Origin of the sequence: Serratia sp. UGAL515B_01, assembly GCF_033095805.1 — a bacterium.
Taxonomy (GTDB): domain Bacteria; phylum Pseudomonadota; class Gammaproteobacteria; order Enterobacterales; family Enterobacteriaceae; genus Chania.
The window spans coordinates 3,246,092-3,272,363 of the sequence record NZ_CP109901.1 but is presented as its reverse complement, the minus strand read 5'-3'; the positions used below and the strand labels follow the sequence as shown (position 1 = coordinate 3,272,363).

Sequence of the window (26,272 nt, the reverse complement as noted above, 5' to 3'; positions counted from 1 at the left end):
CATCTTAGGGAATGGTACCCTGTTTTAAATAGACATTAACCCGCAGTATAAGCCGTTATAAATTTAACCTGATGGATGATTCTAGAACCATACACCTCATAACCTTGTAATGTATAACCGGCTTCTAATACAAACTCCTCTACTGTTGTTGAGGTGAGTTCTCCTTGGTAACTACCACATGTCTTGCTGGTGCCGTCTTGATACACAAACTCCAATCGGCCTATAACGTTCCCACCATAATTAACACTATTCCCGTTGGTGATTTTAATTTTGCTTACCTTGTTGGCATTAGCAATATTGAGTGTTTCGGTACCCGTTCCACCGACTCCGCCCATACCATCGACCAGCCAACCGCATGATAAGGGGATCAGATAATCAGGTGCCTGGATGATGATGCTTCCTTGCTGATCGCCAGTTCTAGCGCTGCCAAACGCCTTGGAGTAAACCAAAGGTGCAACTTCTAAGTTGGTGCTGACATCAAACTTCACACCTTCGTAGGTTCCGGTTGCCTTAACATGTGCGGTACCGGGTGTAATGGCTGAAACCATGCCTGCTGAGTTGACGGTAGCAATGCCAGCATTATCGGATGACCAGGTTGTGTCAGTAGCAACAAGGGCTTTGTTACCTTTGTCGTCCGTGCGATACAGCGCCAGTTGATAAGAACTTTTCTCTGCGATTTTCTGATTGGCAGGAGAGAGTTCAAAGGTCACGAAGCCCAGATTGACGCTGGCTGTTTTGCCCGCCACAGTAGCCGAAACGCTCACCGTACCTGCACTGCTGCTGGTGATTGGTAAGGTAGCCAGACCGCTGGTGTCGGTTTTCAGTTCAGTGTTGCTCTGAGTGCCCCCTACGCTAGTGACGATAAAGGTAACGTCATAGCCCGTCAGCGGATTACCTTTGGCATCAGTAACCAGCAATATAGCGCTATTACTGGTGATACCATCAGCCAACGTGTAGCCGGTGTTACTGGCTTTCATCGCGTTGTCGGTGATCGTCGGGGTGCTGCTATCCGCAATAAAGTCGAGGCTGATGCTGGCATCTTTGCCACCCACGTTGGTGGTAACCGTCACAGTCCCTGCTTTTTCACTGGTGACCGGTAGGGTCGCAATGCCGTTGACATTGGTTTTCACCGTCACGTCTTTTTTGCTGCCGTCGGCACCGGTCACGGTGAAGGTGACTTCATAGTCCGTTACCGGGTTTCCGTTGGCATCTACCACCGGCAGCGAGACGGTATTGCTGGTCTCACCATCGGCCACGGTGCTGCCAGTGTTACCGGCAGTGAGGGCGCTATCGGCAATCGTCGCGGTGCTGCTGTCGGCCACAAAGCTCAGTTCGGTGCTGCTGCTGACGCCGCCCACGTTGGCGTCGACCTTCACGCTGCCTGCCTGGTTGCTGGTGACTGGCAGAGAGGCGATACCGTTGGTATCGGTAGTGACCGTCTGCTGACGAGTCGTACCGTCCGGGTTAGTGACGGTAAAGGTCACGTCAAAGTCGGGGATCGGGTTACCGTTGGCGTCTTTCACTGGCAACTGGACGGTGTTGCTGTCGGTGCCGTTGGCCACGGTGTCGCCTGCGCCAGCGGTCATGCCGTTCTGGTCAATGGTGACGGTGCTACTGTCGGCCACAAAGCTCAGTTCGGTGCTGCTGGTCACGCCGCCGACTTGTGCTTCTACCTTCACGCTGCCCGCTTGTGTGCTGGTGACCGGCAGAGAGGCGATGCCGTTGGCATCGGTGGTCACCGTCTGCTGACGGGGGGTACCGTCCGGGTTAGTGACGGTAAAGGTCACCTCAAAGTCGGGGATCGGGTTACCGTTGGCGTCTTTTACTGGCAACTGGACGGTGTTGCTGTCGGTGCCGTTGGCCACGGTGTTGCCTGCGCCAGCGGTCATGCCGTTCTGGTCAATGGTGGCGGTGCTACTGTCGGCCACAAAGCTCAGTTCGGTGCTGCTGGTCACGCCGCCCACGTTGGCGTCGACCTTCACGCTGCCCGCCTGGTCGCTGGTGACCGGCAGAGAGGCGATGCCGTTGGCATCGGTGGTCACGGTCTGCTGACGAGTCGTACCGTCCGGGTTAGTGACGGTAAAGGTCACCTCGAAGCCAGGGATCGGGTTGCCGTTGGCATCCTTCACTGGTAACTGGACGGTGTTGACGTCGGTACCGTTGGCCACGGTGTCGCCTGCGCCAGCGGTCATGCCGTTCTGGTCAATGGTGGCGGTGCTACTGTCGGCCACAAAGCTCAGTTCGGTGCTGCTGCTGACGCCGCCCACGTTAGCTTCTACCTTCACGCTGCCCGCTTGTGTGCTGGTGACCGGCAGAGAGGCGATGCCGTTGGCATCGGTAGTGACCGTCTGCTGACGGGTAGTGCCGTCCGGGTTGGTGACGGTAAAGGTCACCTCAAAGCCGGGGATCGTGTTACCGTTGGCGTCTTTCACTGGCAATTGTACGGTGTTGCTGTCGGTGCCGTTGGCGGTGGTGTCACCCGCTGCTGCGGTCATGCCGTTCGGGTCGATGGCGCTGGTGCTGCTGTCGGCCAAAAAGCTCAGTTCAGTGCTGCTGGTCACGCCGCCCACGTTGGCGTCGACCTTCACGCTGCCTGCTTGTGTGCTGGTGACCGGCAGAGAGGCGATGCCGTTGGCATCGGTGGTCACCGTCTGCTGACGGGTGGTGCCATCCGGGTTGGTGACGGTAAAGGTCACGTCAAAGCCGGGGATCAGGTTGCCGTTGGCATCTTTCACTGGCAGTTGTACGGTGTTGACGTCGGTGCCGTTAGCCACGGTGTCGCCTGCGTCGGCGGTCATGCCGTTCGGGTCAATGGTGGCGGTGCTGCTGTCGGCGATAAAGCTCAGTTCGGTGCTGGCGGTGGTGCCGCCGACTTGTGCTTCTACCTTGACGCTGCCCGCCTGGTCGCTGGTGACCGACAGAGAGGCGATGCCGTTGGCATCGGTGGTCACCGTCTGCTGACGGGTGGTACCGTCCGGATTAGTCACGGTAAAGGTGACGTCAAAGCCGGGGATTGGGTTGCCGTTGGCGTCTTTCACCGGCAGTTGCACGGTGTTGACGTCGGTGCCGTTGGCGACGGTATTGCCTGCTTTTGCCCCCATGCCGTTCTGGTCAATGGTGGCGGTGCTGCTGTCGGCCACAAAGCTCAGCTCGGTGCTGCTGGTCACGCCGCCGATTTCTGCTTCGACCTTCACGCTGCCTGCCAGGTTGCTGGTCACCGGCAGAGAGGCGATGCCGTTCTCATCGGTGGTCACCGTCTGCTGGCGAGTCGTGCCATCCGGGTTGGTGACGGTAAAGGTGACGTCATAGCCGGGGATCGGATTGCCGTTGGCGTCTTTGACCGGCAGTTGTACGGTGTTCACATCCTTGCCGTTGGCCAGGGTGCTGCCGTCTTTGCCAGACAGGCTGTTTTTATCGAGAGTCGCCGTCGTATTGTCTGCCGCCAGGGTGACGGTAGCTGGCTTCACAGCGAGGGTTGCCCCGGTGATGTTGGCACCGATCTTCACCACCCCCGCACGACTGCCTGCCGTAAAGGTGGCCAGATAGACACCGGGACGCTCTGGGGATTCGGTTATCTCACCGATGGTATGCGCCGTCGGTTCGGCCGACATCGAGGCTGCCTGGATTTTTTTGGCCGTTGATGGCGACTCTAACTCGCTGTTCAGGCTGATTTGCCCGGCGATCCCGCTGATGGGGCTGCCGCTGCCGTCTTTCAGGGATAATTCTACCTGCGTGGTAGAACGACCATCGGCCGGTAAACGGGCATTTTTAATCGTCAGTTCGGAGGTTGCCGCAATACCAAATCCGGTCACGGCGATTTCCCCCTGTGCAGGGGCAGAACGGTTACCCGCTTTGTCCACCACGGTGACACTGATCGGGTAGCTGTTATTGCCCTGCAGGCTGTACGCGGGCAGCACCGCTTGCCACCCTTGCCCTTTAGGCATGATTTTCCCGCCGGCTGCGGTAAACCCGTCGGCCTGCCATTCAAACGACGCCACGCCATGCTTGCTGGTGACGGTGATCGGCAACGCGATCGTCTGGCCGGCGTCCCCCTGCATCAGCGGGGCCATGACCACGTTCAGTAACTGTTGTTCGCGGTATTGCAGAACAATTTCATTATTACGGTCAACCAGCTCGTAGCGGCTGCCCGCCAGGGTACGTTTTGCCCCGACGTTGGCTGGGTCAAGCTGCTGCGACAAAGGGGTGCCAAGGGCGTAGTTGAAGGAGAGGTTGAAGCGAGTTTCCTCCATGCCACTGTTGCCGTGCTTATGGTCAGCACCGAGGGTCAGCAGTGGAATAGGGGAGTAATTCACGCCGACGGTAAAGGCCGACGGGTCGGATTGGCGGTTATCTTTGCCAAACAGGCCGACCTCATCACCGAAATAGTGCTCGTAAACCAGCTTGCCGCCCAGCTGTGGCAGTGAAGGCAGATAGGCTTCGGTGCGGATATCAAAGCCGTTGGCGGTTTTTTCATCAAATCCGTCCAGGTCGCGTGAGTTCTTCCAGCCGGTGGCGCCAAAATAACCGTTGGCGCCGATACGCAGGTAATCACGGGCATATTCGCCGCCAAGACCAATGCGCGAATGGCGCCCTTGAACGTCTCGGTCAAGGAACAGGTTATAGCCAAACATCTGCTGGTCGAGGAAGTGACGCTGGCCGATGCCCGCGTTAAGGGTGAGGCGGTCGTTAATGTAGCGCGTGCCTAACTGGCTGAAGGTGAGCAAGCTTGGGGTATCCTGCAGCGGCAAGAGGACGTCGACCTGGCTGCCTTCAAGCGTCAACTTGTCATCCACATTGAGTTGTACTTTGGCGGAGCCAACCTGATTGAGCCAGTTTTCTACGGCGGTGTTTGCCGAGCTGGTCGCGGCTCCACGGGCGATAGATTCAGCCTGTTTGGTTGGGTCACCGCTGGCTAACACACCGGCTAAACGGGTGGCGGCGTTGGCCGTTGCCTGTTCATCTTCGCTATGGGCCTTCTTCGCCGCCATAACGGCGGGCGTATAGACAAGGCTCATGGGGAAGGCGACTTGGGTGACAATATTAGCCCAGGCTAATAACGTGGATAACCGAGATTTTTTGGGTGCTTCTTGCTTACGGCGAGAAGAGAGGTCGTATTTATTCACTGCAACTACCTTTACGAGATAAATTAAAAAGATGTGCTCGATATTTGCAGGAAGGGCTCTCTGTACATTCGCGCGACCTGTCTTTATCGAGATACACAAGGATGATGATGTTGGGTATAAATAACCTTAAATCTGCGTGTTGAATTTCACTCCTTAATCAGGTTAATAATTGAAGAACAGATATCTGCTACGTTAACTTATGATCAAGCGTAAGAAAGAAATTTAATAAAGTTTATATATTACTTCTCATCATATTGGTTGAAGGCGCAACTTATCTTGACAATCCTGAACGCATTCTGGATATCAGAAAGAGTTTTTATTTTTCTACTGAAATGAGCCATTCTAAGCACAATGGCTTTACACCATATTCAATCAATCTAACATTTAAATTTCCAATTAAAAAAACACGCAAGTGGACAGTATTTATATTCAACGCTGTATTGGAGATACACAGGTGAATAGCTGAAGCAATAAGTTGCCGAACTGTTATTTCACCGTGTATGTAAATCGATGTGAATAGTAAAAACTTTTATGCATGGTGTCAACTTTCAATATTTCGGTTAAGGTTTTAAAAAACAATATAAAAATCAGTATTTTGCTATTTATTTATTGGTTTTTTATTGTATTTATGTAACTTTTAATTCTGATTTTGTGTTTTTGGTGGTTAAAAGTATCGTTAAAAATAATTTTATAGATAAATATCCATTTATATGGTTTTTTTTAATATTTTATATTAAGCTTATAGTGTTTATATATAAAAAAAATAATAAAAAACCAATCGATAAATATTATTTCAGATGGTTGTAACATATATTAAAGGCTCTGTTGTATTAAGCTGTCGTCGGATAAAATTCAGCATTTTTATGGTGTTACCTACCCATGACTTGGGTTCGAGATGCCTTGGTTGGCGTTGATATCGTAAAATGTCTGATACAGGTTCACTTCATTGATGAAAACTGCGGTGAGGTGGTGGGGAAACAGCTCAGTAGCCAGGATTTTCTAGCGTTCTTCAGTCATTGAGGGCTCAGTTCCATTCGCGCAGCGGCTCTCGGTATTGGGCCAGACAAGGGCAACAGGTTTGCCTGCTCCAGGCGCGGTTTGTTAAAGCTTTCGTTATGTGCAACAAAAATGACATGATGAGATTGTCACCTGCGGAATAATTTTATTTGTTAACTGCCTAGATAACCAGCCGCACCACTTTTTCTGACCTTTCTAAATAGCTGCGCATAATAGCGGTGATGCAGGTTAGCCGACCATTGAGCGCAGGGATGTGCGATACGAGCTCCCAGGGAAGGGTTCTCGGCGCATCGGCGTTCCTCATCATTCCCACCTGCCGGCAGCATGATGTGTAGCGGTATTAAGAACACCTATTTAGGCTAATGCGAAAGCGCCAAACTGGTTGAATAATCTGTTACCCAGACGGAACACCCATGTTGCGATGGTGGCAATAGCGAATAAAAATTTTCGAATAGGGTGGGTTTTGTTTGCATATGACAGAACGTTTGAGGTTAATTATAGTGATTTTTATTTAAAAAATTGATTTATAAGTATTTTGAATGGGCGATTCAAAGGCGGCGGCCTCAAACAAAGTCCGGATGTATGGCTGCAATCTCAACCTTGTTCTGGTTATAACAAAACGATTGTTTGGCAAACGGGGGCATCCATGTATGCTGCATTAGCGCAAGGAAATGAGAGAAAATTGCGCTGACACTTTTTAGGGACCCAACAGATAAAATTGTGTCGCTGGGGATAAAACCTCGCCATCGGGATCTTGAAGTATCCTTTTACGCATCATGTGCACTAACTCAATGCCTGACAATATCGTCTGCACTCAGCGAAATGATTTAAAGCCCAGCATCAGGTGTATCTGACGTTTGATATTTCGGTGTTCCTGCTCAATAAGGTTGTTTAGCTATGTGTTCTGCCTGACGATAATGATTTCTTTTTCAGTTTTTTCGGTGTAGAAAATTGCCAGAGCGGCTTTATTAGTACTATTTTTACCTATAGTGATTATTTCGGGTTCACCGTGATAACGGATGACCTTACGAAATAAACACTGCGTGGCGGAAGCTTTCCTTTGGTGGTCAGCGGGTTTAAATATAGGTCTGACAATCGGGGTTCGAGTCTTGAACTCATCAATTTCTCCAATACTGCGTTTTAAAGCGAAATTTATAAATATCAATGGATGAAAAAATGGAAATTACAGAATGTTTTGATCAAAAGGAAGATATTATTCTTCACACACCTAAATTAACTCCTCTAGCAACTATTTTACTGGTGCTTTTTTCGGCGAACGCCATGGCTAACGGCCAAGGCGGTAATAGTGCTGATTTTTATGGTTTAAATGGTGCTTATAGTGGACCAGGCGGCGGCGGCGGCGCCAATGGTCTGGGAGGCGTTGCTTTTACGCCGGGTCGTGCTGGTAATGGCTCAAATGGCGGTGCGACTGGAAACGGTGGAAATGGCGCAAATGGAGCACGAGCAGAATTGACTGATCCTGCTTCAACAGGCGGTAACGGTGGCTTGGTGGGCAGTTCACTGACCAATTATGTGGGCGGTAACGGGGGCAATGGGGGGGATGCTCTATGTCTTTCAGGCTGCTCGTCAGGATTTGGTTCTGCCGGTGGCGGTGGCGGCGGTGCTGGCTTTTATGGCACCGACTTATCTGTCGTGACGGATGCTGCCAGAGGAGGGAATGGGGGGAATGGTGGACAAACGAGCACTACCGGTTCAGGAGCTGATGGAGGTTCTGGTGGTGGTGGTGGTGCTGGGGTTTATCTAACGGGCAGTGGTACGACCATCACGAATGCCAGCATTACCGGAGGGAATGGTGGGAATGGTGGGAATGGGAGCGCTGGATCGGGAGGTGCTGGCTATGGTGGTGGCGGTGGTGGTGGCTTGGTAAGCACTGGCGTTAATGTGATTAATAGCCAGGTTATCACCGGTGGTAACGGTGGTATCGGTGGTAACGCTTTAACTACTAGTTTTAACAGCGCGGGTGGTGCTGGCGGTGCTGGCGTTAATGGTAGTTCTTTCTCTTTTACCAATACCGGCACTGTTCAGGGCGGTAATGGCGGTTCAAGTACTGCTGGTGCAAGAGCTAGAGGGATTGCGGACCTGGGTGGAGCGGGCATTATTGGCAGCAACCTTAATGTGATCACGTCTGGCGTAATTAACGGTGGTCTGGCAGGCGATACAACTACCCGAGCCAATGCTATTACCTTTGATGGTGGCACTAATAGTCTGGAGCTGCGATCTGGTTTTAGCTTTAACGGTACGGTAGTCGGTACGGGAACCGATACCTTGATTCTGGGGGGCGATGCCGATAGTAGTTTTGACCTCACCCAAATCGGTACTGCTGCTCAGTACCGTGGATTTACCCAGTTTGGCAAAACGGGGAACAGTACTTGGATACTCAATAATATTGCTGCTCAAGCACTGAACTGGAATGTTCAAGCCGGTATCTTGGAACTGGCACTTACCAACGCCTTAAATGGGGGCAGTGTATCATTGTCTGGGGGGGAGTTATCTTTCAGCAATGCTGGTACGTTTAACGGCAATGTCACTTTAAATCAGGCAGCACCAATCAATGTTAACATCGGTACTGTGACCTTGAGTGGTCTGGTGAGTGGTCTTGCCGGGCTGACGAAATTGGGCGCGGGCAATCTTGAGTTGAGTAATGCAGCTACCTACACGGGTAATACCGAAGTTCAGGCGGGTACGCTCACTTTGGGTGCCGCTGACGCTATTGCCAGCAGCGCTGCCGTTACCATCGATAGTGGTGCGCAGTTAGCCTTGGGGGCCAACGACCAGCAGATTAATAATCTTTCTGGTGCAGGGAACGTGCAGGGAACGGCTACCTTAGCGGCCAATAACAGCAGCGATAGCACCTACAGTGGAACGTTGACCAGCGCCAATCTGACGAAAACCGGTACGGGTACCCTGACAATGTCAGGCAGTGGCAATACCCTTTCGGGGAATGTGCTGGCCAGTGCGGGTGTATTGAACTGGGAAAATACCGATACGGTTCAGATTGACGGTAATTATACCACCGCAACAGGGGCAACCACTTCAATTGGCAGTACGCAAGGGCGTTTGGCTATCGGTGGCGACCTGATACAGGAAGCGGGTTCAATACTGAGCGTCACCATTGGTGCTTCAACAGATATCACGGCTCGCAGCGCACAGTTGGACGGTGCCATCATCAATTTTGATGGGTTCACCGATCCGTTCGTCGGCAATCTTCCTGCGCGTGCCAGTCAGATTGAAGGGCAAAGTTATACGGTTATGCAGACCACCGATGGCATCACCGGTTTTACCCCATCAACAGTTCAACATCCAGACTATCTGTTGGTGGATAAGAGCCTGGCTAATGGTGACCTGGATTTATTATTAGGTACGCGTCTGGCCTGGACCTCTGGCAGTCTTGAAGAATCCACAGGCTCCTTTACCTTGGCTTCAGGGACTGGGTTTAACGTAGACGTGGTCCTCGCTGACCAAACCGGTCCGTTCATTGAAACAGGATGGGATGGTAACAGCCTGACCAAAAATGGTGCAGGGCTATTACAACTCTCTGCTGTTAATACCTACACGGGGGGAACAACGCTAAACGACGGGATACTGGAAATCTCGCAGGATGCCAATTTGGGGGCCAGCAGTGGTGCTTTGACGTTTAATGGCGGTACACTCCAGGTTGACCAGAGTTTTACCACGTCACGTACCCTAAACGTGGCCACCAATGGTGGTGCGCTTGATGTTGCCGGTGAGAGTCTGACGTTGGCAGGCACACTGGAAGGTGAAGGAAACCTGGAGAAAACAGGAGCAGGTACGCTGAACCTTCAGGGCGATGCCAGTAACTATACCGGGGATTTGGCTATTAATCAGGGTGATCTGAACCTCAACACCTCTTTGGGGGGATCTCTGAGTGGAGCCAATAACAGTACCCTGTATACCTATGGCAACACAGTAGCAGGTGACCTGACTCTCAGCACGGGTTCTCGTCTTGTGATGAATTCGGCTAGCCTTGTGATGAGTAGGGCTATTCAACCGATGAGTTTGAGTGCCGCTGCAATAAGCCCTCTGAATACATTCACCGTGCTGGGTAATGCCAGCTTTGCCAATGGCGGGATTTACGCACCGAGCATTAACGAGAGTGGTGCTGCCGATCTGTTGTCTGTTGCCGGTAATGCCAATCTGACCGGCGGGGGGCTTGCAGTCACTGCCTTGCCAGGTAATTACAGCGTAGAGCCTATGCGTTATCTGGTACTGACCGCTAATGGTGGTGTCACTGGTGAGTTTTGGGATTATTCCATTTCTAACCCGTTGTTATCGTTAACTCCGGAATATGATGCTAACAACGTCTATCTGTCTGTTGCGCGTAATGATAGATCGATCAGTAGTATAGGCGTAACGCCTAACCAACGTCAGGTTGGGGCAGCTATAGACAGTCTGGGAGGGTTAAATCGACTTAATTCCGCGATTGTAGCCTTGCTTGATGTGAATGCCATCAATAACGCACTCAATCAGGTCTCGGGTGAAATTTACGCCTCTTTGAAGTCTGCGATGATTGAAGATACTCACTTCATTCGTGATGCTGCCAACGATCGTCTACGCAGCGCTTCCAACGGTGTTGGTGGTAATTCAGCCGCGTATAATGAAAAAGGTCAGGCCATCAAACCTACCACGCCCGATCAAGTTTTCTGGGTTAACTCTTGGGGTTCATGGGGTAACCTTAATGGGAGCAGTGATACGGGTGCCAGGATGACTAAAAACATCGCTGGTTTTGTCATGGGTAGCGATGTGCAAGTCGGTGAGTGGCGTGTCGGTGGGCTTGCTGGTTATACCCATACCTCAAACGACGTAGAGAGCCGGGCATCAAGCAGCAAAGGTAACAATTACCATGTAGGTGCTTACGCTGGCCGTAGTCTGGGCATGGCACAGTTGCGTACGGGGTTGGCGTATAGCCGTTATAATAACTCGGTTGAACGCTCTGTAGATTTCCCTGGATTCAGTGACCATTTGACCAGTGATTTCAATGCCAATGCAGTACAAGGTTTCGGTGAGCTTGCGTTACCTCAGCAATGGAACGGTTTGCATGTTGAGCCGTATGCTAACCTGGCTTATGTATATCTGAAGTCTGGCAGCTTTAACGAAACTGGCGCAGAGGCGGCACTGAGTGCAGATAGCCAAAGCAGTAACAGTACGTTCAGCACCTTGGGAAGCCGCTTTGAGTACCGCTTGCCGAATGTTGATAAGCCAGTTGTATTGTCAGCACAATTAGGTTGGCAGCATGCTTATGGCAAGACGACACCTAAGTCCACACAGCATTTTAATAGCAGTATTGATTTTGATGCTGTGGGTACGCAACAAATGAGGAATGCGCTGGTAGTCGGAACGGGCGCCCAAGTGAATATCAATTCTGATATGAAACTGGGATTATCCTATCAAGGGCTTATCGGTGACAAAGGCCGTGAAAATGGGGTAATGGGAACATTTAACTGGTCCTTCTAACCCTCATTAGCTCTGTTGCATTAGCGTAGAGAAATTAGCTAAAGTTGCGCTGCCGGTTATTTAGGCAGCCAATGATAAAATTGTTCTGCTGGTGACAATTTGTTGTCAGCAGGATGCTGAAACAGCCCATTATGTATCATCTGTAGCAATTCAATTCGACAGAATCCAAAAAAATCCCTCGATCTTCATCGGGGGATTTTTGTATGAAAGACGGCATATTATAACTGGGATTTTATGAAATTTAAGGTGGTAATGATCGGTCGTGACGCAGATTTATTGATAGTGATGAATAGTAAAATACCAACCGATGATCTTATCGTGCATTTCCTCTGACTTCGAAAAGCAAATTGTTCATGGTTAGGAAATTGGATCCCTTTTTTTCCCTTAGGTCAGAGGCAAAAGAGGGTGATAGGGCCATGAATTTCATCCGTTCAGGCAGCGCGAGGTTGACGATTGATTAAAATAACCCCCCATTTTGATGCTAGATCCAAATTTCAGGCAGATCTTCCCTACGCCGCTTGCCGTAACCATCGCTCTGTTTTGAATTCCTGCCGACGCCGGGTTAATAACTCTTCTGCCCGGATGCCGGCTTCTGCACTGTTGAAAACCATCCTGCTTCCACATAACACGCACTGGTAGGGATCTACATTGGTAAATTTCTTCATCAGCGACGCAAAGCCCGGTTTCTGTGGTTTTGCCTTCATGGGCGGTGTAGACCTTAGGCAATAACTCACCCCGTTTGCGGTTGGCTAGAAAACCGTAATACCTGACCATCTTAAAATGGCGTGACGGGATATGGCTCATATAGCGCCACAGCATCTCTTCTTGGCTGAGTCGTTGCGTGCGGTGTTGCTGAGTCCGGTGGTCATAGTCATGATGTACAACGGCTCCGCCGTTGTAATGACGCAGTTTTGAGGCTGCGATCTGCGACCGTTTCAGATAGCGGCCGAGGTAATTGACGTTTTGCCGGGCAGGTTTCGTCTTTTTGGCAAAGTGGATTTTCCAGCGACGCTGAAACTGCGCCTCAAGAAACTGGCACCATTCCCGGTAGTCCCGGATAAGTTGATAGCCGGCAGCAGGTAAATCGAGTGAGGCGTAGCTTTCACGCAACAGGGCGATGACGGCCTGACGCCAATAGCCCTCAACGATTTTCTTTTTGAAGTAAATCGGCCGCCAGACGCCGTGTTTGAGGCACAAACCTCCGCGAGTGACGGACAGATGAATGTGCGGATACTGATTGAGCTGGCGGCCATAGGTATGCAGGGCCACAAACAGGCCTATTTCGATATCGAGCTTTTTGGCCCATTTCAGCAGGGTATTGGCGGCACAGGCGAAGAGTTTATTGAGCAGGGACCAGTTGTTGGCAAAGGCGGGCTACTGTTCATCGCCATATTAACAAGGGTTTGGTGTGTGTCTGGTTTGACGCCGGAGTAGCTAAAGTTGAGCTGAAAGCTCTTTGAGCAGCGCTTGCAGATGTAACGCTGGGCACCGGATGCTGAATGTCCGTTACATCGTACACCCTGGGTTTCATTGCATTGAGGGCAGACGACATCAACTTTTGCCATGAATTTTATCCAAAGTGCGGAGCATACGCGATCAACAAGTCTGCGTCACGACCGTATTGTTGCAGAGGATGCAGGTTAACTGGCGGTCGAACATATTGATGCACGGTATGAACTTAAAGGAATAGGTATTGATGAAATGCATCCCAATGCGATTAATCGCATTGGGAAAGGTACTGCTTAGCGAGCAGCCTGATAAATACGCTGGCTGACTTCTAGAGTGATGTCCTGATGCTCACCGAGTGCGGTCATATTATGCTGGTGCAATTTATCGATCAGCGCAGGTATGGAACTACCATCGAGTTGATAATCGGATAAACGGGTAGGAACCCCCATTTCCTCAAAGAAAGCGCGAGTGGCGGCAATGGCTCCATCAATGCGCTTCTCTTCAGAACCCTCACGCAGGCTCCAAACGCGTTCAGCATATTGCAGCAGTTTTTCGCGTTTTTGCGCTTTTTTCTCATTCAGCAGGGCAGGTAGTACGATTGCCAGCGTTTGGGCATGATCCAATCCGTGCATGGCGGTCAATTCATGGCCAAGCATATGTGTCGCCCAATCCTGAGGGACACCGGCCCCAATCAACCCATTAAGCGCCATGGTTGCGCTCCACATTACATTGGCACGTACCGCATAGTTTTCCGGTTCTGCCAGCGCTCGTGGGCCTTCTTCCAACAGAGTGAGTAATAGGCCTTCCGCAAAGCGGTCTTGTACTTTGGCATTAACCGGATAAGTCAGATATTGCTCTAGGGTATGGACAAACGCATCGACGACGCCGTTGGCAATTTGGCGTGGCGGCAGTGAATAGGTGATTACCGGGTCTAGAACGGCAAACAATGGCTGTACGTGTGGAGAGAAAAAGTGTTGTTTGTCACCGCTACTCTTGCGAGTAATCACGGCGGCAATATTGGATTCAGAACCGGTTGCTGGCAAGGTGAGCACGCATCCCATCGGAACGGCTTCAGTGACGTTACTGCCTACGGTCTTCAGAATATGCCAGGGATCGCTGTCCGCCGTGTAGTGGGCCGCTGCAGCAATAAATTTAGTGCCATCAACGACAGAACCCCCCCCTACGGCCAATAGGAAGTCGATCTTCTCTGCCCGTACCAGCTCAACGGCTTTCATTAGCGTTTCGTAGGTAGGGTTGGGTTCAATGCCGCTGAATTCTAGCGTGTTATGGCCAGCTAGTGCGGAATAGACCTGATCCAGTACACCATTTTTCTTAACGCTACCGCCACCGTAGGTGATCAGAATGCGAGCATTCTCCGGGATCTGTTTACCCAGTTCTGCAATCTGATCTTTACCGAACAGGATTTTTGTTGGGGTATGAAGAGTGAAATTTTGCATCTGCATTTTCTCTATATGGCATCAGTAAGGCGCCAACTGGCGCAAGGTAACAGGTATACATTGTCAGTAACTTAGCCAGAACACACAATGCACATTCCTGTAAGTGTCTTGCCTATTCCTATAATCCACTGTAGAAACCGTGAGATTTTTTCTACTATGCTTGCCAAATGACGCCGTATACAAGAGGAAGCCCTGTGGCACAGATAAGTGAGTTACATCGACGAATGGCGCATCAGGCAATGCGCTTTTCCACAGGCCGGGGCTACAACCCTTCGCCAATCCCCAAAGTGAAGATCCTGTATGTTGATGAACATTGTCCGCGTCAGCCGGTAATGTATGAGCCAGGGATTGTGATTATCTTTCAAGGCCATAAAGTCGGGTACTGTGGTAGTAAGGTGTTCCAGTACGATCCCCGTAATTACTTGTTGATGACGCTACCCTTGCCGTTTGAATGTGAAACCTTTGCCAGCCCGGAACAACCGTTGGTAGGCTTGGCGGTGAATATCGATACCCAGATGTTGCAGGATTTGTTGATCGATATTGGCGATGATAACGACTTGATGCAACCACGAATAGAAAGCAGCGGTGTTAACCTTTCCCCATTGAGTAATGAAATGCTATGTGCCACCGAGCGTTTATTGGACGTCATGGCGAAACCGCTTGATGCTCGCGTGCTAGGCCCTCAGATTGTGCGTGAGTTGCTCTATTATGTACTGCGTGGGAATTGCGGCGCTTCGTTGCAGGAATTGGTCAACCGCAACACCCATTTTAGCCAAATCGCCAAGACGCTGCGGCGTATTGAGAGTCAATATGCTCAGAGCCTGAACGTTGAACAGTTGGCATGTGAGGTGAACATGAGCGTTTCTGCATTTCATCATAACTTTAAAGCGATAACCAATACCTCACCGTTGCAGTACGTCAAATCCTACCGTTTGCATAAGGCGCGTTTGCTGATGGTACATGATGGGCTAAAAGCCAGCACGGCGGCGATAAAGGTAGGGTACGAGAGTGCTTCGCAATTTAGCCGTGAGTTTAAACGTTTTTTTGGCATAACGCCGAGCGATGAGATTGCCCGGCTGCGGGAAAACAATGTGACAATGATGCAGGGCTAATGCGTATTACCCAACTCTGGATGCGCGCTTTTGGCGCCAAATTACTAGAACGGCACCCAACAGGCCGAATACCAGCAGTGCCATAGGCAGGATCATTAACCCTGTCATCACCTGATCTTCATGGCGTTTGACTAATGGGATCTGGCTGAAAGCGTAGCCGAGAGTAACCACTGAACCCACCCAAAGTAAGCCGCTTAGCCAGTTAAAGATCTGAAAGCGTGTGTTATTCAGGCCTGATAGGCCTGCGATCGTCGGTAATAGGGTGCGTACAAATGCCAGGAAACGACCAATCAGTAATGAAACCAGTCCGTGGCGGTCAAACAGCATGTCTGCGCGCTGATGATATTGAAGTGGTAACTGTAGCAGCCAGCCTTTGACTAACGATGTATGGCCGAGCCATCGTCCTTGCAGATAGCTGAACCAGCAGCCAAGGCTGGCCGCAATGGTCAGGATAATCAGGACGGGGATGAAGCTCATCACGCCTTTTGCAACCAGCGCGCCGGTCAACAATAGCAAACTGTCGCCAGGTAAAAAGGCGGCTGGCAGTAACCCGTTTTCCAAGAACAGCGTGGCGAAAAGTACGGTATAAACCACCCAAATTACACTTGGGTCGGCAAGGGCAGCAAAATCTTGCGTCCACAGTGCGTGAATAATTTCTTTCAATACATCCATTTTTTGTCCTGTGGTGCTTGGGCTGACTTTCTGTCGGCTAACGTGTTTTTGAACATGCTTAATAGCGAATTTAGGTTGAGCCTTTCAACCACTTTGACATATGCAAGTGAGGTTGCCAGTGTAACGCTATTAGTCTCAGCGGACATTAAACAGAACGTAGAAATGTGTCAAACGAAGGAAAAACAAGAAAAAAGAGGGCGGCAGGGCCGCCGCCCAGAAAATTTAGTGGGCAATGCGTGCAAAACCGGCAGCCAGATCGTCAATAAGGTCCTGCACGTTTTCCAGCCCGATATGTAGACGTACCAGTGTCCCAGAAAAATCTACACCACCGGCAGGACGGATTGCCCACAGTTCTTCCGGTTGGTTAGCCAAGATCAGCGATTCATAACCCCCCAAGAATAGGCCATGCCAAAGTGGTTAAAATTATCAAGATAATTAGCCAACTGCGTATTGCTCAGGCGCTGTTTCAGTACAAAGGAAAATAGCCCGTTACAACCGCTAAAATCACGACGGTAAAATTCGTGGCCCTTGCACTCCGGCAGTGCTGGGTGATTGACGACTGCAACCTCTTGCCGTTGTTGTAACCATTGTGCCACGGCAACGCTGCTTTGTTCATGCTGTTTAAGCCTTACGCTCAGCGTACGCAGACCTCGGCTGGCCATATAGGCGGTGTCGGCATCAACCATTTGCCCCATCAGGTAAGAATTTTCACGCAGTTGTTCCCAGCAGCGAGCGTTAGCGACCGCTGTTCCCAGCATATAGTCAGAATGTCCGATGATATATTTGGTGCCTGCCTGAATGGAAATGTCGATATCAAAATCCAGCGCTTTAAACAGCACACCAGCCGCCCAGGTATTATCGATCATGATGATAATTTCTGGATTAACGGCGCGAATGGCCTTGACCATTGCCGGGATATCTTGCACTTCCATGGTGATTGATCCGGGCGATTCCAGGAAGACGACGCGAGTATTGGGCTGGATCAACGAGGCGATCCCGGCCCCAATCAGTGGAGCAAAATAACGGGTGGTCACGTTCATCCGGGAAAGGATACGGGTACAGAAATCCTGGGTGGGTTCATAGGCCGAACCTGTTACCAGAACGTGATCGCCAGCACTGACAAATGACAGAATGGCATTTGAAACGGCGGCCGCTCCGCATGGGTAGAGCACACAGCCTGCACCGTTTTCCAATTCTGTCATGGCATCCTGAAGGGCGAAATGGGTGAGGGTGCCGCGGCGTCCGTAAAATAGTTCTCCATGAGCTCGTTGGGCGGTAGCGTGCTTTTTGGCAGCAACCGATTCAAATACTAGCGAAGAGGCGCGTTGGGTGACTGGATTGACGGCGCCTTGAGTGTAGCGGTTGCTTCGTCCGGCACCGATTAGCGCGGTTTCGAGATTCTTTGATGTCATTATGTCATTACCTTTACTCTAAATAGGTGCGGCTAGGCTGTGCTCTTAACTGCACGAGAGCGCCGTTTATTGTCTTTGTCCACAAGGCAAAGCATGAGTCGCGAAGCTAAGAGCACAGTCTAATACCTCGATATTTTACGCTTCAGGCCGATAGGTATGATGCAGTAATGTTGAACACAGAGTAAGCCCCGTTTGCGATGGATTTTACGTTAGCATGATATTAAACAGCCATCTAGACGTTTTTACTTCTGTTTTAAAGGTGAAACGGCACTACCGATAGTCAAGGTACACCACCGAGATATCATTTTTATCCGCTGATGCGTTATTGCGTAAATAATAATGATAACCACTATCAATCCCTGATTGGTTTGGTATCATCTCACGCTGAATTCTTCCTTAAATATTGATATGGGTGGAGGCGCAGCGTGAAAGTGGCTGATAAGACAATAAATCAAGAAACTTGTGGTGGACGCCGTGAGTATTGGGCAGCGCTGAGAGGCAGTGTGATTGCCACGCTGGTTTTGATGATGGGATTAGTGGGTAGTGCGCAGTCTGCCCCTACCACAGAGCCTACAGCAGTGCAGAGTATTGCGACCACAACGGCATCAGCCGCACCGGTTTCTCCTCCTACCGAAGCCATCACTCCTGAAGCGACTCCCCCTGTTAACCCAGTTCCGGCTATCCAACCATCTGATGCCTTTGGCATGGATCTTTCGGTTTGGGGAATGTATCAGAATGCTGATGTTGTAGTGAAAACGGTCATGATCGGATTGGTTCTGGCTTCTGTCGTTACCTGGACCATTTTGTTTTCCAAAGGAAGTGAATTGATCCGCTCCAAGCGCCGTCTGCGTCTTGAACAGCAAGCTCTGGCTGATGTGAATTCTTTGGATGATGCCTGCGAATTGGCACAAAGTTTCTCGGAAGAAAGTATCAGCACGGTATTGCTGCAAGATGCACAAAACGAGCTGGAACTGTCGGCAGCCTCTGACGATAACAACGGAATTAAGGAGCGCGCCGGTTTCCGCCTTGAGCGTCGTGTGGCTGCCTATGGCCGTCAGTTGGGGCGTGGCAATGGCTTTTTAGCGACTATCGGTGCTATTTCTCCCTTTGTCGGTTTGTTCGGTACCGTCTGGGGCATTATGAACAGTTTTATTGGTATTGCTCACTCGCAAACCACGAATCTGGCAGTGGTTGCACCGGGTATAGCGGAAGCATTGCTTGCTACCGCTATCGGCCTGGTTGCGGCGATCCCAGCCGTGGTGATCTATAACATTTTTGCTCGTGTTATTGGTGGCCACCGTGCCCAAGTGGGTGACGTGGCTGCTCAGGTTTTGCTCATGCTGGGACGGGATTTGGATCTGGCCGCTGCGGCTGCAGCCAAACGAGCCAAACACGCTCATCAATTGCGTGTGGGGTGAGTGATGGCGATGCGCTTTAATGAAAATCTGGATGATAGCGGTGAGCTGCATGAAATTAACGTCACACCGTTTATCGATGTCATGTTGGTGTTATTGATCATCTTTATGGTGGCTGCACCCTTGGCAACGGTGGATATTCGTGTCGATCTTCCCGCTTCCTCCGCCAAGCCGCAGCCGCGTCCGGAAAAACCAATATTTTTATCGGTCAAGGCAGACAAGCAACTGTATGTTGGCGATGAGCCAGTATCGGTTGAGCAACTGACTAGGGTGCTGGACCAGCATACGCATTCAAATAAAGAAACCACTATCTTCTTTCAGGCGGATAAAACCGTTGATTATGAAACGCTGATGAGCGTCATGGATACGCTGCGTGGGTCTGGTTATTTGAAAGTCGGGTTGGTGGGTATGGAAGGTACCGCGAGGTAACGCTTCAGCGTTGCGGAGCACACGCCCAAAGCCCATATTTTGCGTTGTCGGACTTCCCCCTCAGGTTTGATGACGCACTTTTGGGGCTGCCATACCACCATGAATTAAGCAATACTGCCAAGGCCTCAAATCCTTTCGACTGCGCTTGGTTAGTGTTTGTCAGAGCCTCGGGGGTAAAAGGCATACTTCAGCATTCAAAAGAAGAAGAATGATCTTCTTGCCGCTTGATAGATAACTACTTCCACTTAGCATTTCGCCTTAATACGACAGAGTCTATATCACTGTCACATTATGCAGGTAACATAGTCTCTGAAGTAACTTGGATATATACCCGTCGCCCTTCAAGCTGCAGCGAGCCGGCCGCCTACAACTCTTGAATGAACTTGAGTAAAGAGGCGCTGCTGTTTTGAGCGGATGATTATCAAGGAGATCTCATGTCACTTACACGAAGACGTTTTTGTTCATATGGTGCCGGGGCGTTGGTTTACCCGGTGGTAGGTTCGACCCTGACGGCTTGTGACCAAACAAATGCCGGTGGTTTTTCCGATGAAAAACAACAACTATTGTCATCAATGCAACGATATCTTATGGCTGAGTTGGAAGATGAGTCGCTGGCTAATGAACTGGCTGGTATGATCTATGATTCGTGTTTTATTTCACAGCCTGAAAGTTGTTCTATCAGTTCGGTTAACACCATATTGGCATTGGCATTTGGTAACCGGCCTACAACAGTTATCCCCAAGCCTGGGGAGGCCGAGCCATTGGCTGAACCCGGGCCAACAAACGAGAAACTGGCAGACTCTGTCTATGAGTTATATAGCCAACAACCCGTACCGATTTACGCTCAATGGGAAATTGCCCGTTTTTTGGAAAGTAAATATCAATTAACGGATATTGTTTCTATCGAGCCGGTTTTTACTGCTGAAGGTAAAATTGAGTATCTGAGTACGCTCGGCGTGGTTCAGCAGGCAGTCAGTACCGCAGGAGGCGCTGACAATTTGGGGATTTGTGCGGTGATCGGGCACCATGACCATATTCGTCGTTGCGTAATGACCGCGAAACTATGTGGGGTGAACGCTTTTAAAGCGCAGGATATTGTATTGCCTGCTGACTATGATCTTGAGTCTGGTCAGGCTTGGACGCGTAGCCGTGACCTCTACGTTCCGGTGGATTTGGTCAATCGTATGCAAATGAATGCACAATTAAAAATTACCAAGAAGTACCCAAATGGCTAAATAGGCGTTTCTTGACTTCCAAACAGTTGCGCGTAATCGTACCGCAAATTGGGGGGATGCAGATCAGCTGGCGGTTGAGCGTATGGATGCGTGTACGCGTTCCGGCGTAGGGCCCAACGAGTATCGGTGTTCCGCATCATTGAGCTTAAAGCCTGGCGGTGCGTTCCATAACCCACGTGCGTCAGTCTGTTTGCGTTTGCCCGACGACTCAGCCGCTAACTGAGCCAAATAGAGCACCAACGCCGGATGACACGCCCATCGCCAACGCACTCCAAAAGGTGATGCGGATAACCCCTGGGCGTATTGGTGCACCGCCCGCTTTTGCCGCAATACCCCCCAAAATAGCAAGAGAAACCAACGCTGAGAGGGCAATAGCCGGGATGGCCCAATCTGCTCTGGTAATAAAAGCCACGATTAAGGGTAATATTGCTCCTGCAGCAAAGCTCATCGCTGAAGTCCACGCCGCCTGTAATGGGCGCGCTGTGGTGATTTCTGATATTCCCAGTTCATCACGTGCGTGCGCCCCCAGAGCATCATGTGTCATCAGCTTTTCTGCGACCTGTTTTGCCAGAGCCACATCAAGACCACGGTGGACATAAATGGACGTTAACTCGCGGTGCTCCCCTTGATAGTCGTCATCCAACTCTGCCTGTTCCTCGGCTAGAGCGGCTTTTTCTGTGTCTGATTGGGAAGATACTGACACGTATTCCCCGGTAGCCATCGACATTGCACCAGCCACTAAACCGGCTATGCCTGCTAATAGCAGGTTCTGATGGGTCGCATTCGCTGATGCGACACCCAGCAACAGACTGGCCGTAGAAACTATCCCATCGTTTGCGCCAAGAACAGCAGCCCTTAGCCAGCCGATTTTTTCTATGCGGTGTCGTTCTCTGTGCATACTGCTTCTCCCTTGATTCGTCGATAACGCAATCACTATAGCTGATGAGCTGCATTTTGAGAGCGTTTAGGTCTATGACGCACAGTATCATTTTGCGTATGCAACAAGTGCCCATTTTTTGCTGAGCAACGCACTTTCCAGCGGATTGACAACGGCATCGTTGATCAGGGCGACAACAGTTGATTTTTTATTCGGTGTGGTGTGTTTAAAGAATAGATTGGCAATCAAGAAAATCAGTAGGTTGTCAGGAATAAGGAACACACAATGTTATAGAGATCAAGCTTTAGGCTGTGCCTCTTAGTGGTAGCGACGGCACCAAGGATAACTAAGAGGCACAGCATGGCATTTATGGTGCCTCCATAAGCCTGCGGCTCAGGAGGCGTTTGATAGAATTAGCGTTTTTTGAAGGCTGACTTACCTGCGAAAATGGCCGCATTGCCCAATTCATCTTCAATGCGCATCAGTTGGTTATATTTCTCTATGCGCTCCCCTCTGCTTGGTGCGCCAGTTTTCAGGTGGCCCGCTCTGAGCGCAACGGTCATATCGGCAATAAAGCTGTCAATGGTTTCGCCGCTGCGGTGTGAAATAAAGGCACCCCAATCGTTATCGTGACAAAGTTGGACTGCATCAATGGTTTCACTCAAACTACCAATCTGGTTTAGCTTGATCAGCGCTGCATTTGCCAGCTTCTCGTCGATGCCTCGTTGAATGTATTTCACATTGGTAACAAAAAGATCGTCACCAACCAGTTCAACTTTGTCTCCCAGAACATCACTCAGAATACGCCAGCCAGCCCAATCGTCTTCGGCCAAGCCATCCTCGATCAGCACAATCGGGAAATCCTTCACCAGTTGAGCGTAGTAATCAGTCATTTCTTGTGCATTGAATTCGGCATTTTCGCTGCGCAGACTGTATTTCCCATTAGAGTAAAACTCGCTGGAGGCGGGGTCCATACAAATGACAATATCCTCACCGGCTTTGTACCCGGCTCTTTCAATAGCCTGCACTATCAGCTCCAACGGTTGGCGGTTTGAAGCAACGGCCGGGGCAAACCCCCCCTCATCACCAACACCGGTAGATAATCCTTTTTCCAGCAACACCTGACGCAGTGTCTGGTAAACTTCACTGCCCCAGCGCACAGCGTCACGCATGGAAGGTGCACCCCATGGCGCAATCATGTATTCCTGGAAATCAGCACCTTGCCAACGGGCATGAACGCCACCGTTAATGATATTCATACAGGGAACAGGCAATAGATTAGCACCAATCCCCCCCAGATAGCGGTAAAGAGGCATATGCGATAATTGTGCAGCCAGGCGAGCAACCGCCAAGGAGACACCCAATATCGCATTTGCCCCCAGACGCGCCTTATTCTCGGTACCGTCCAATGCAATAAGACAATTATCAATATCGCGCTGCCGACGTACATCAAAGCCGATCAGTGCATCGTTAATTTCCGTATTGATACTGTTAATTGCTTCCAGAACCCCCTTGCCGCCAAAACGATGCTTATCGCCATCGCGGCGCTCCATCGCTTCGCGTGAACCGGTACTTGCACCAGACGGAACAGAAGCACGAGCAACAACACCGCCTATTGAAGTCACTTCGACTTCAACCGTTGGGTTGCCTCGGGAGTCGAGTATTTCTCTTGCATATACACGTTCAATTTCATAGCTCATGGTATTCACCTTATCTAGGGAGTTGGAATATGTTTGACCAGTACATCAACCGATAAGTGGTTGATGTACTCAAAGGAATAAGAGGCAAAAACCCCGAACAGGCGGTTTTTATGCCCAAGCATCACCAAGTCTATACCTTCACTTTCGACCAATGCCTCAACGTCTTTAAAACGATTAATACTGACGATAGACTTCACCTCAAGGCTTATGTTGGTGGGATGTACTAGGCGGCTAAGCATTGCATCTGCCTCGATCACTTCGTGTGATTGGCGATCTTTGGTCAGTGAGTCACTGGTGTAATCCAGTTCTCGATAGTCAGAACTGATATGACCAATCGTGATATGTGTTCCCATTTCTTTAGACAGTCGTTCGGCATGATGTAACATCAATTGACCATCTGTTTCATTTTGAACCAGTAACAATGCGTGCCTGTATATATGCATACGTCACCTCTTCGTAGTAGGTAGAACCCGCTATCCTGCCGGTGCGATCGCTTCGCTTGCGAAGGCAGGGAACATCGTTATCTTTCTTGTACCATTGAATCCCTTAGGCATAAGTTATCTGTCAACCATGGGAGTATTTGTTTTTTTCTGCTTGTCATACCTGGCAGTGACACTGTGCGTGGGCCAAAAATTTTGTTGTCCGAGAAGTATAGGATGGAATTTTGTTGAGCAATGTCAGTGACCATCAAAACGATCGCATCCTTGCCTGTTGCCTGCTTGGTTCGTTCCAGTTCTTGTTGCAGAGAAGCCAGGAGCGGAGATATATCTGCCATGTCACGCACTTCTATTTGTGATAACAAAATCGAAAAATCATGGAGTTGGTAGTTTTTAGCATCGCGATTGAGCAATTGCTCGGCAGACTGCTCTGTGACGTCTGTTTTTGCGGTGATAAGTCCATCGACGAAGTCGTTGTAATCAATATCGATAATTTTACGTAATGTATCGACTGCTACTCGATCCTGTATTGTTGTGGTTGGAGCACAGAGTGCTACGGTATCACTCAGGATTGCGCCTAACAGCAACGTAGCTTGCGCTGCAGTGAGTGGCATTGGGTTTTCGATGGTAAGAATATGCAAGAGCACTGTTGCACTGCAGCCGACAGCGCGAACCCAGACATCAGGAGGATTTTTGGTGATTAGCGTACCGAGGCGATGGTGATCAATAATACCTACGATATCGCTGGTAACTAGGGAATCAGGTCCTTGTTCAACCTCAGTAAAATCGACCAGCCACACTTTTTTGCCAGTCAGATCTTCGCGTAGTAAGTCTGGTGCATTAACGCCTGCTGTGTTGAGTATATAGCGGGTTTCTGGCGTTAAATCCCCCAAACGAAAGGGTTTGGCGGGAATACCTCGATGGTTTAGCCAGTCTGCGGTGACCAGCGCACTGCAAATACTGTCGCTGTCAGGATTGCGGTGCCCGAAAACGTGAATGAACCGATCTTGCTCTGAATGTGTTAATGAAGAGGTAATAATATCATTTTTTTTCATGGGAATACCTGACATACCTGCCTAATAGAAAAAGCAAAATTGCATATCAGGTGTCATCATCCGGTTCGAATGAACTCGGCGGTTGGGAAAGGTGGAACACCATCACCTACGACCCAGTTTATATGAAACCTATTCTAAGTGCAATCGTATATCTGGATGCAAGTGAATATCTTTGGCTGAATATCTACTCACGCATTACCCATGTCTGTGAATAGTGATAGTGGGAGAGTTCAGTCATTATATTGGCTGATCAAAATATTTTAATTAAAGTGGCAGTAGACAGTAAGATAGAGAGTGCGATGGTACTGATTAAACCTGTAGTGCTGAAATGGAATGTAAAGAATTTATTGTCATTGATATATTTTATAGATGATAGGCCATAGGCGTAAATAATATAAACCATTGTTTGCAAGATAAAATCAATGGTGTTTGAGTAATACCCTGTAAAATTTGTCAAGTAAAATGAGTATATTATTTCACTGATTGGCGCTAATAAAATAACGCTTTTTATGCTTTTTACTACGCCAAGTAATACAATTAGTAAATCGACTAGAAAAGCTGAAAAAGTAACATAATAACTAATGTGTGGCCTTATTGAAAAGTAATTGGATAGGAAAAAGATAAAATCTAAAACAGTGTTGACAATAAGTATATAAAAGAAAGAAATTATGATTTTTTCGTGAAGATTCCGGATCGTTTTTTTTTTCATTAATCTTTACCAAAATATATCAGATAAGTGGCTATATACACTAAATAATTCTAAATAGCTGCGCTTGATAGTCCTACAGGTGGGAGAGATGAATGTTAGCCGACCGTTGAGCGCTTGGGGGCGCGATAAGCTCCCCCAAGGAGGGGCACGGTGCGTCGGCGTTCCTCATCATTCCCACCTGCCAGAAGCGTGATGCATAGCGTTATTAACAACACCTATTTAGGCTGTGTCTCTCAATTGTCGGTGGTGCCGTCGCAGACCCAAAACCCCTTATCAAGGCGGAGGGTGAAGGGCAGAGTGGCCCTCTTTTAAGCCCGACAACACAGAAAACGGGCTTCTGGGGTGCCCCCTCCGGGCATGGGTCATTGGCGTGCATTGCTGCGTTGTTCGCCGCTTATTTTGCCCACCAAACTCGCGCCTTGCTCTGTGAGCAAATTACCGCCAGCGGCGCTCGCGTGCAATTGAGGGACACAACCCGTTTGCAGGTAGGCACTACGCCTGTGGAAAATTTGTCAGGAACAAGTTTGACCCATGTATGCATTTGCCGCAGGGGAAGTCACCATGAACGAGGATTCATAATCCCCATTAGCGTAATCCACTATTGTCACAGTGGTGTTGGTGATGGTCAGCATACAGCAACTTGAAGTATGATGAGTATGGTAACTCACTAAAAACTCCGG

General features: G+C 49.7%; 14 protein-coding genes, 5 pseudogenes and 1 riboswitch. Of the genes and pseudogenes, 7 read left to right on the top strand and 12 right to left on the bottom strand.

The features are described 5' to 3' along the window. Positions 1-35: 35 nt before the first annotated feature. Entirely contained in the window at positions 36-5,123 is a 5,088-nt protein-coding gene (locus tag OK023_RS14695) for an Ig-like domain-containing protein (RefSeq protein ID WP_317693429.1), read from the bottom strand. A gap of 879 nt (positions 5,124-6,002) precedes the next feature. On the opposite strand from OK023_RS14695, the pseudogene OK023_RS14690 reads away from it, so the two are divergent. Continuing rightward, positions 6,003-6,262, top strand: a pseudogene (locus OK023_RS14690) (IS110 family transposase); the annotation flags it as partial. A 575-nt stretch (positions 6,263-6,837) separates the two neighbouring features. Here the strand turns inward: OK023_RS14690 and OK023_RS14685 are convergent. After that, positions 6,838-7,203 (bottom strand): annotated as a pseudogene (locus OK023_RS14685) (DDE-type integrase/transposase/recombinase); the annotation flags it as partial. 113 nt (positions 7,204-7,316) lie between these two features. On the opposite strand from OK023_RS14685, the gene OK023_RS14680 reads away from it, so the two are divergent. After that, on the top strand, positions 7,317-11,633 hold the full coding sequence (locus tag OK023_RS14680; RefSeq protein WP_317693428.1) for an autotransporter domain-containing protein: 4,317 nt from the start codon (positions 7,317-7,319) through the stop codon (positions 11,631-11,633). Positions 11,634-11,906: 273 nt separating this feature from the next. Here the strand turns inward: OK023_RS14680 and OK023_RS14675 are convergent. Beyond that, positions 11,907-11,984, bottom strand: a pseudogene (locus OK023_RS14675) (IS1 family transposase); the annotation flags it as partial. A gap of 72 nt (positions 11,985-12,056) precedes the next feature. Beyond that, a complete protein-coding gene (locus OK023_RS14670; protein WP_411569364.1) occupies positions 12,057-12,902 on the bottom strand; it encodes a transposase in 846 nt (281 codons plus the stop codon). Between OK023_RS14670 and OK023_RS19225 the strand changes: the two genes are divergently transcribed. Next, complete coding sequence (locus tag OK023_RS19225) at positions 12,891-13,067, top strand: hypothetical protein (protein ID WP_411569429.1); 177 nt, start codon at positions 12,891-12,893, stop codon at positions 13,065-13,067. The genes OK023_RS14670 and OK023_RS19225 overlap by 12 nt on opposite strands. Here OK023_RS19225 and OK023_RS14665 read toward each other — a convergent pair. Both OK023_RS14665 and yqhD read right to left on the bottom strand, forming a co-directional pair. Beyond that, positions 13,007-13,198: pseudogene (locus OK023_RS14665) on the bottom strand (IS1 family transposase); the annotation flags it as partial. The gene OK023_RS19225 and the pseudogene OK023_RS14665 sit on opposite strands and share 61 nt — an antisense overlap. Positions 13,199-13,375: 177 nt before the next feature. Then, positions 13,376-14,539, bottom strand: coding sequence for an alcohol dehydrogenase (gene yqhD, locus OK023_RS14660; protein WP_317693427.1), 1,164 nt, complete (start codon positions 14,537-14,539; stop codon positions 13,376-13,378). Between the two features lie 224 nt (positions 14,540-14,763). On the opposite strand from yqhD, the gene OK023_RS14655 reads away from it, so the two are divergent. Further along, entirely contained in the window at positions 14,764-15,651 is an 888-nt protein-coding gene (locus OK023_RS14655; RefSeq protein WP_317697737.1) for an AraC family transcriptional regulator, read from the top strand. A 6-nt stretch (positions 15,652-15,657) separates the two neighbouring features. Here the strand turns inward: OK023_RS14655 and OK023_RS14650 are convergent, their stop codons facing one another. Together OK023_RS14650 and metC are read right to left on the bottom strand one after the other, a co-directional pair. Next, entirely contained in the window at positions 15,658-16,323 is a 666-nt protein-coding gene (locus OK023_RS14650; protein WP_317693426.1) for a DedA family protein, read from the bottom strand. 222 nt (positions 16,324-16,545) lie between these two features. Beyond that, positions 16,546-17,735 (bottom strand): annotated as a pseudogene (gene metC, locus OK023_RS14645) (cystathionine beta-lyase). Positions 17,736-18,160: 425 nt separating this feature from the next. Here metC and exbB point away from each other — a divergent pair. From exbB to OK023_RS14630, 3 genes are all read left to right on the top strand, one after another. Continuing rightward, positions 18,161-19,153: a tol-pal system-associated acyl-CoA thioesterase gene (gene exbB, locus OK023_RS14640; protein ID WP_317693425.1), complete on the top strand. Its 993-nt coding sequence runs from the start codon at positions 18,161-18,163 to the stop codon at positions 19,151-19,153. A gap of 3 nt (positions 19,154-19,156) precedes the next feature. Further along, the gene (gene exbD, locus OK023_RS14635) at positions 19,157-19,579 is read left to right on the top strand and encodes a TonB system transport protein ExbD (protein ID WP_317693424.1); all 423 of its coding nucleotides are present in this window, start codon (positions 19,157-19,159) and stop codon (positions 19,577-19,579) included. Between the two features lie 434 nt (positions 19,580-20,013). Then, complete coding sequence (locus OK023_RS14630; RefSeq protein WP_317693423.1) at positions 20,014-20,814, top strand: hypothetical protein; 801 nt, start codon at positions 20,014-20,016, stop codon at positions 20,812-20,814. 208 nt (positions 20,815-21,022) lie between these two features. Here OK023_RS14630 and OK023_RS14625 read toward each other — a convergent pair whose 3' ends face one another. From OK023_RS14625 to OK023_RS14610, 4 genes are all read right to left on the bottom strand, one after another. Then, the gene (locus tag OK023_RS14625; RefSeq protein ID WP_317693422.1) at positions 21,023-21,712 is read right to left on the bottom strand and encodes a VIT family protein; all 690 of its coding nucleotides are present in this window, start codon (positions 21,710-21,712) and stop codon (positions 21,023-21,025) included. Positions 21,713-22,104: 392 nt separating this feature from the next. Next, positions 22,105-23,391, bottom strand: coding sequence for a phosphopyruvate hydratase (eno, locus tag OK023_RS14620; RefSeq protein WP_317693421.1), 1,287 nt, complete (start codon positions 23,389-23,391; stop codon positions 22,105-22,107). 14 nt (positions 23,392-23,405) lie between these two features. Continuing rightward, on the bottom strand, positions 23,406-23,834 hold the full coding sequence (locus OK023_RS14615; RefSeq protein ID WP_317693420.1) for a universal stress protein: 429 nt from the start codon (positions 23,832-23,834) through the stop codon (positions 23,406-23,408). A gap of 77 nt (positions 23,835-23,911) precedes the next feature. Continuing rightward, entirely contained in the window at positions 23,912-24,883 is a 972-nt protein-coding gene (locus OK023_RS14610; RefSeq protein WP_317693419.1) for a manganese-dependent inorganic pyrophosphatase, read from the bottom strand. Positions 24,884-24,923: 40 nt separating this feature from the next. After that, positions 24,924-24,999, bottom strand: a riboswitch (Fluoride riboswitch). Between the last annotated feature and the right edge of the window lie 1,273 nt (positions 25,000-26,272).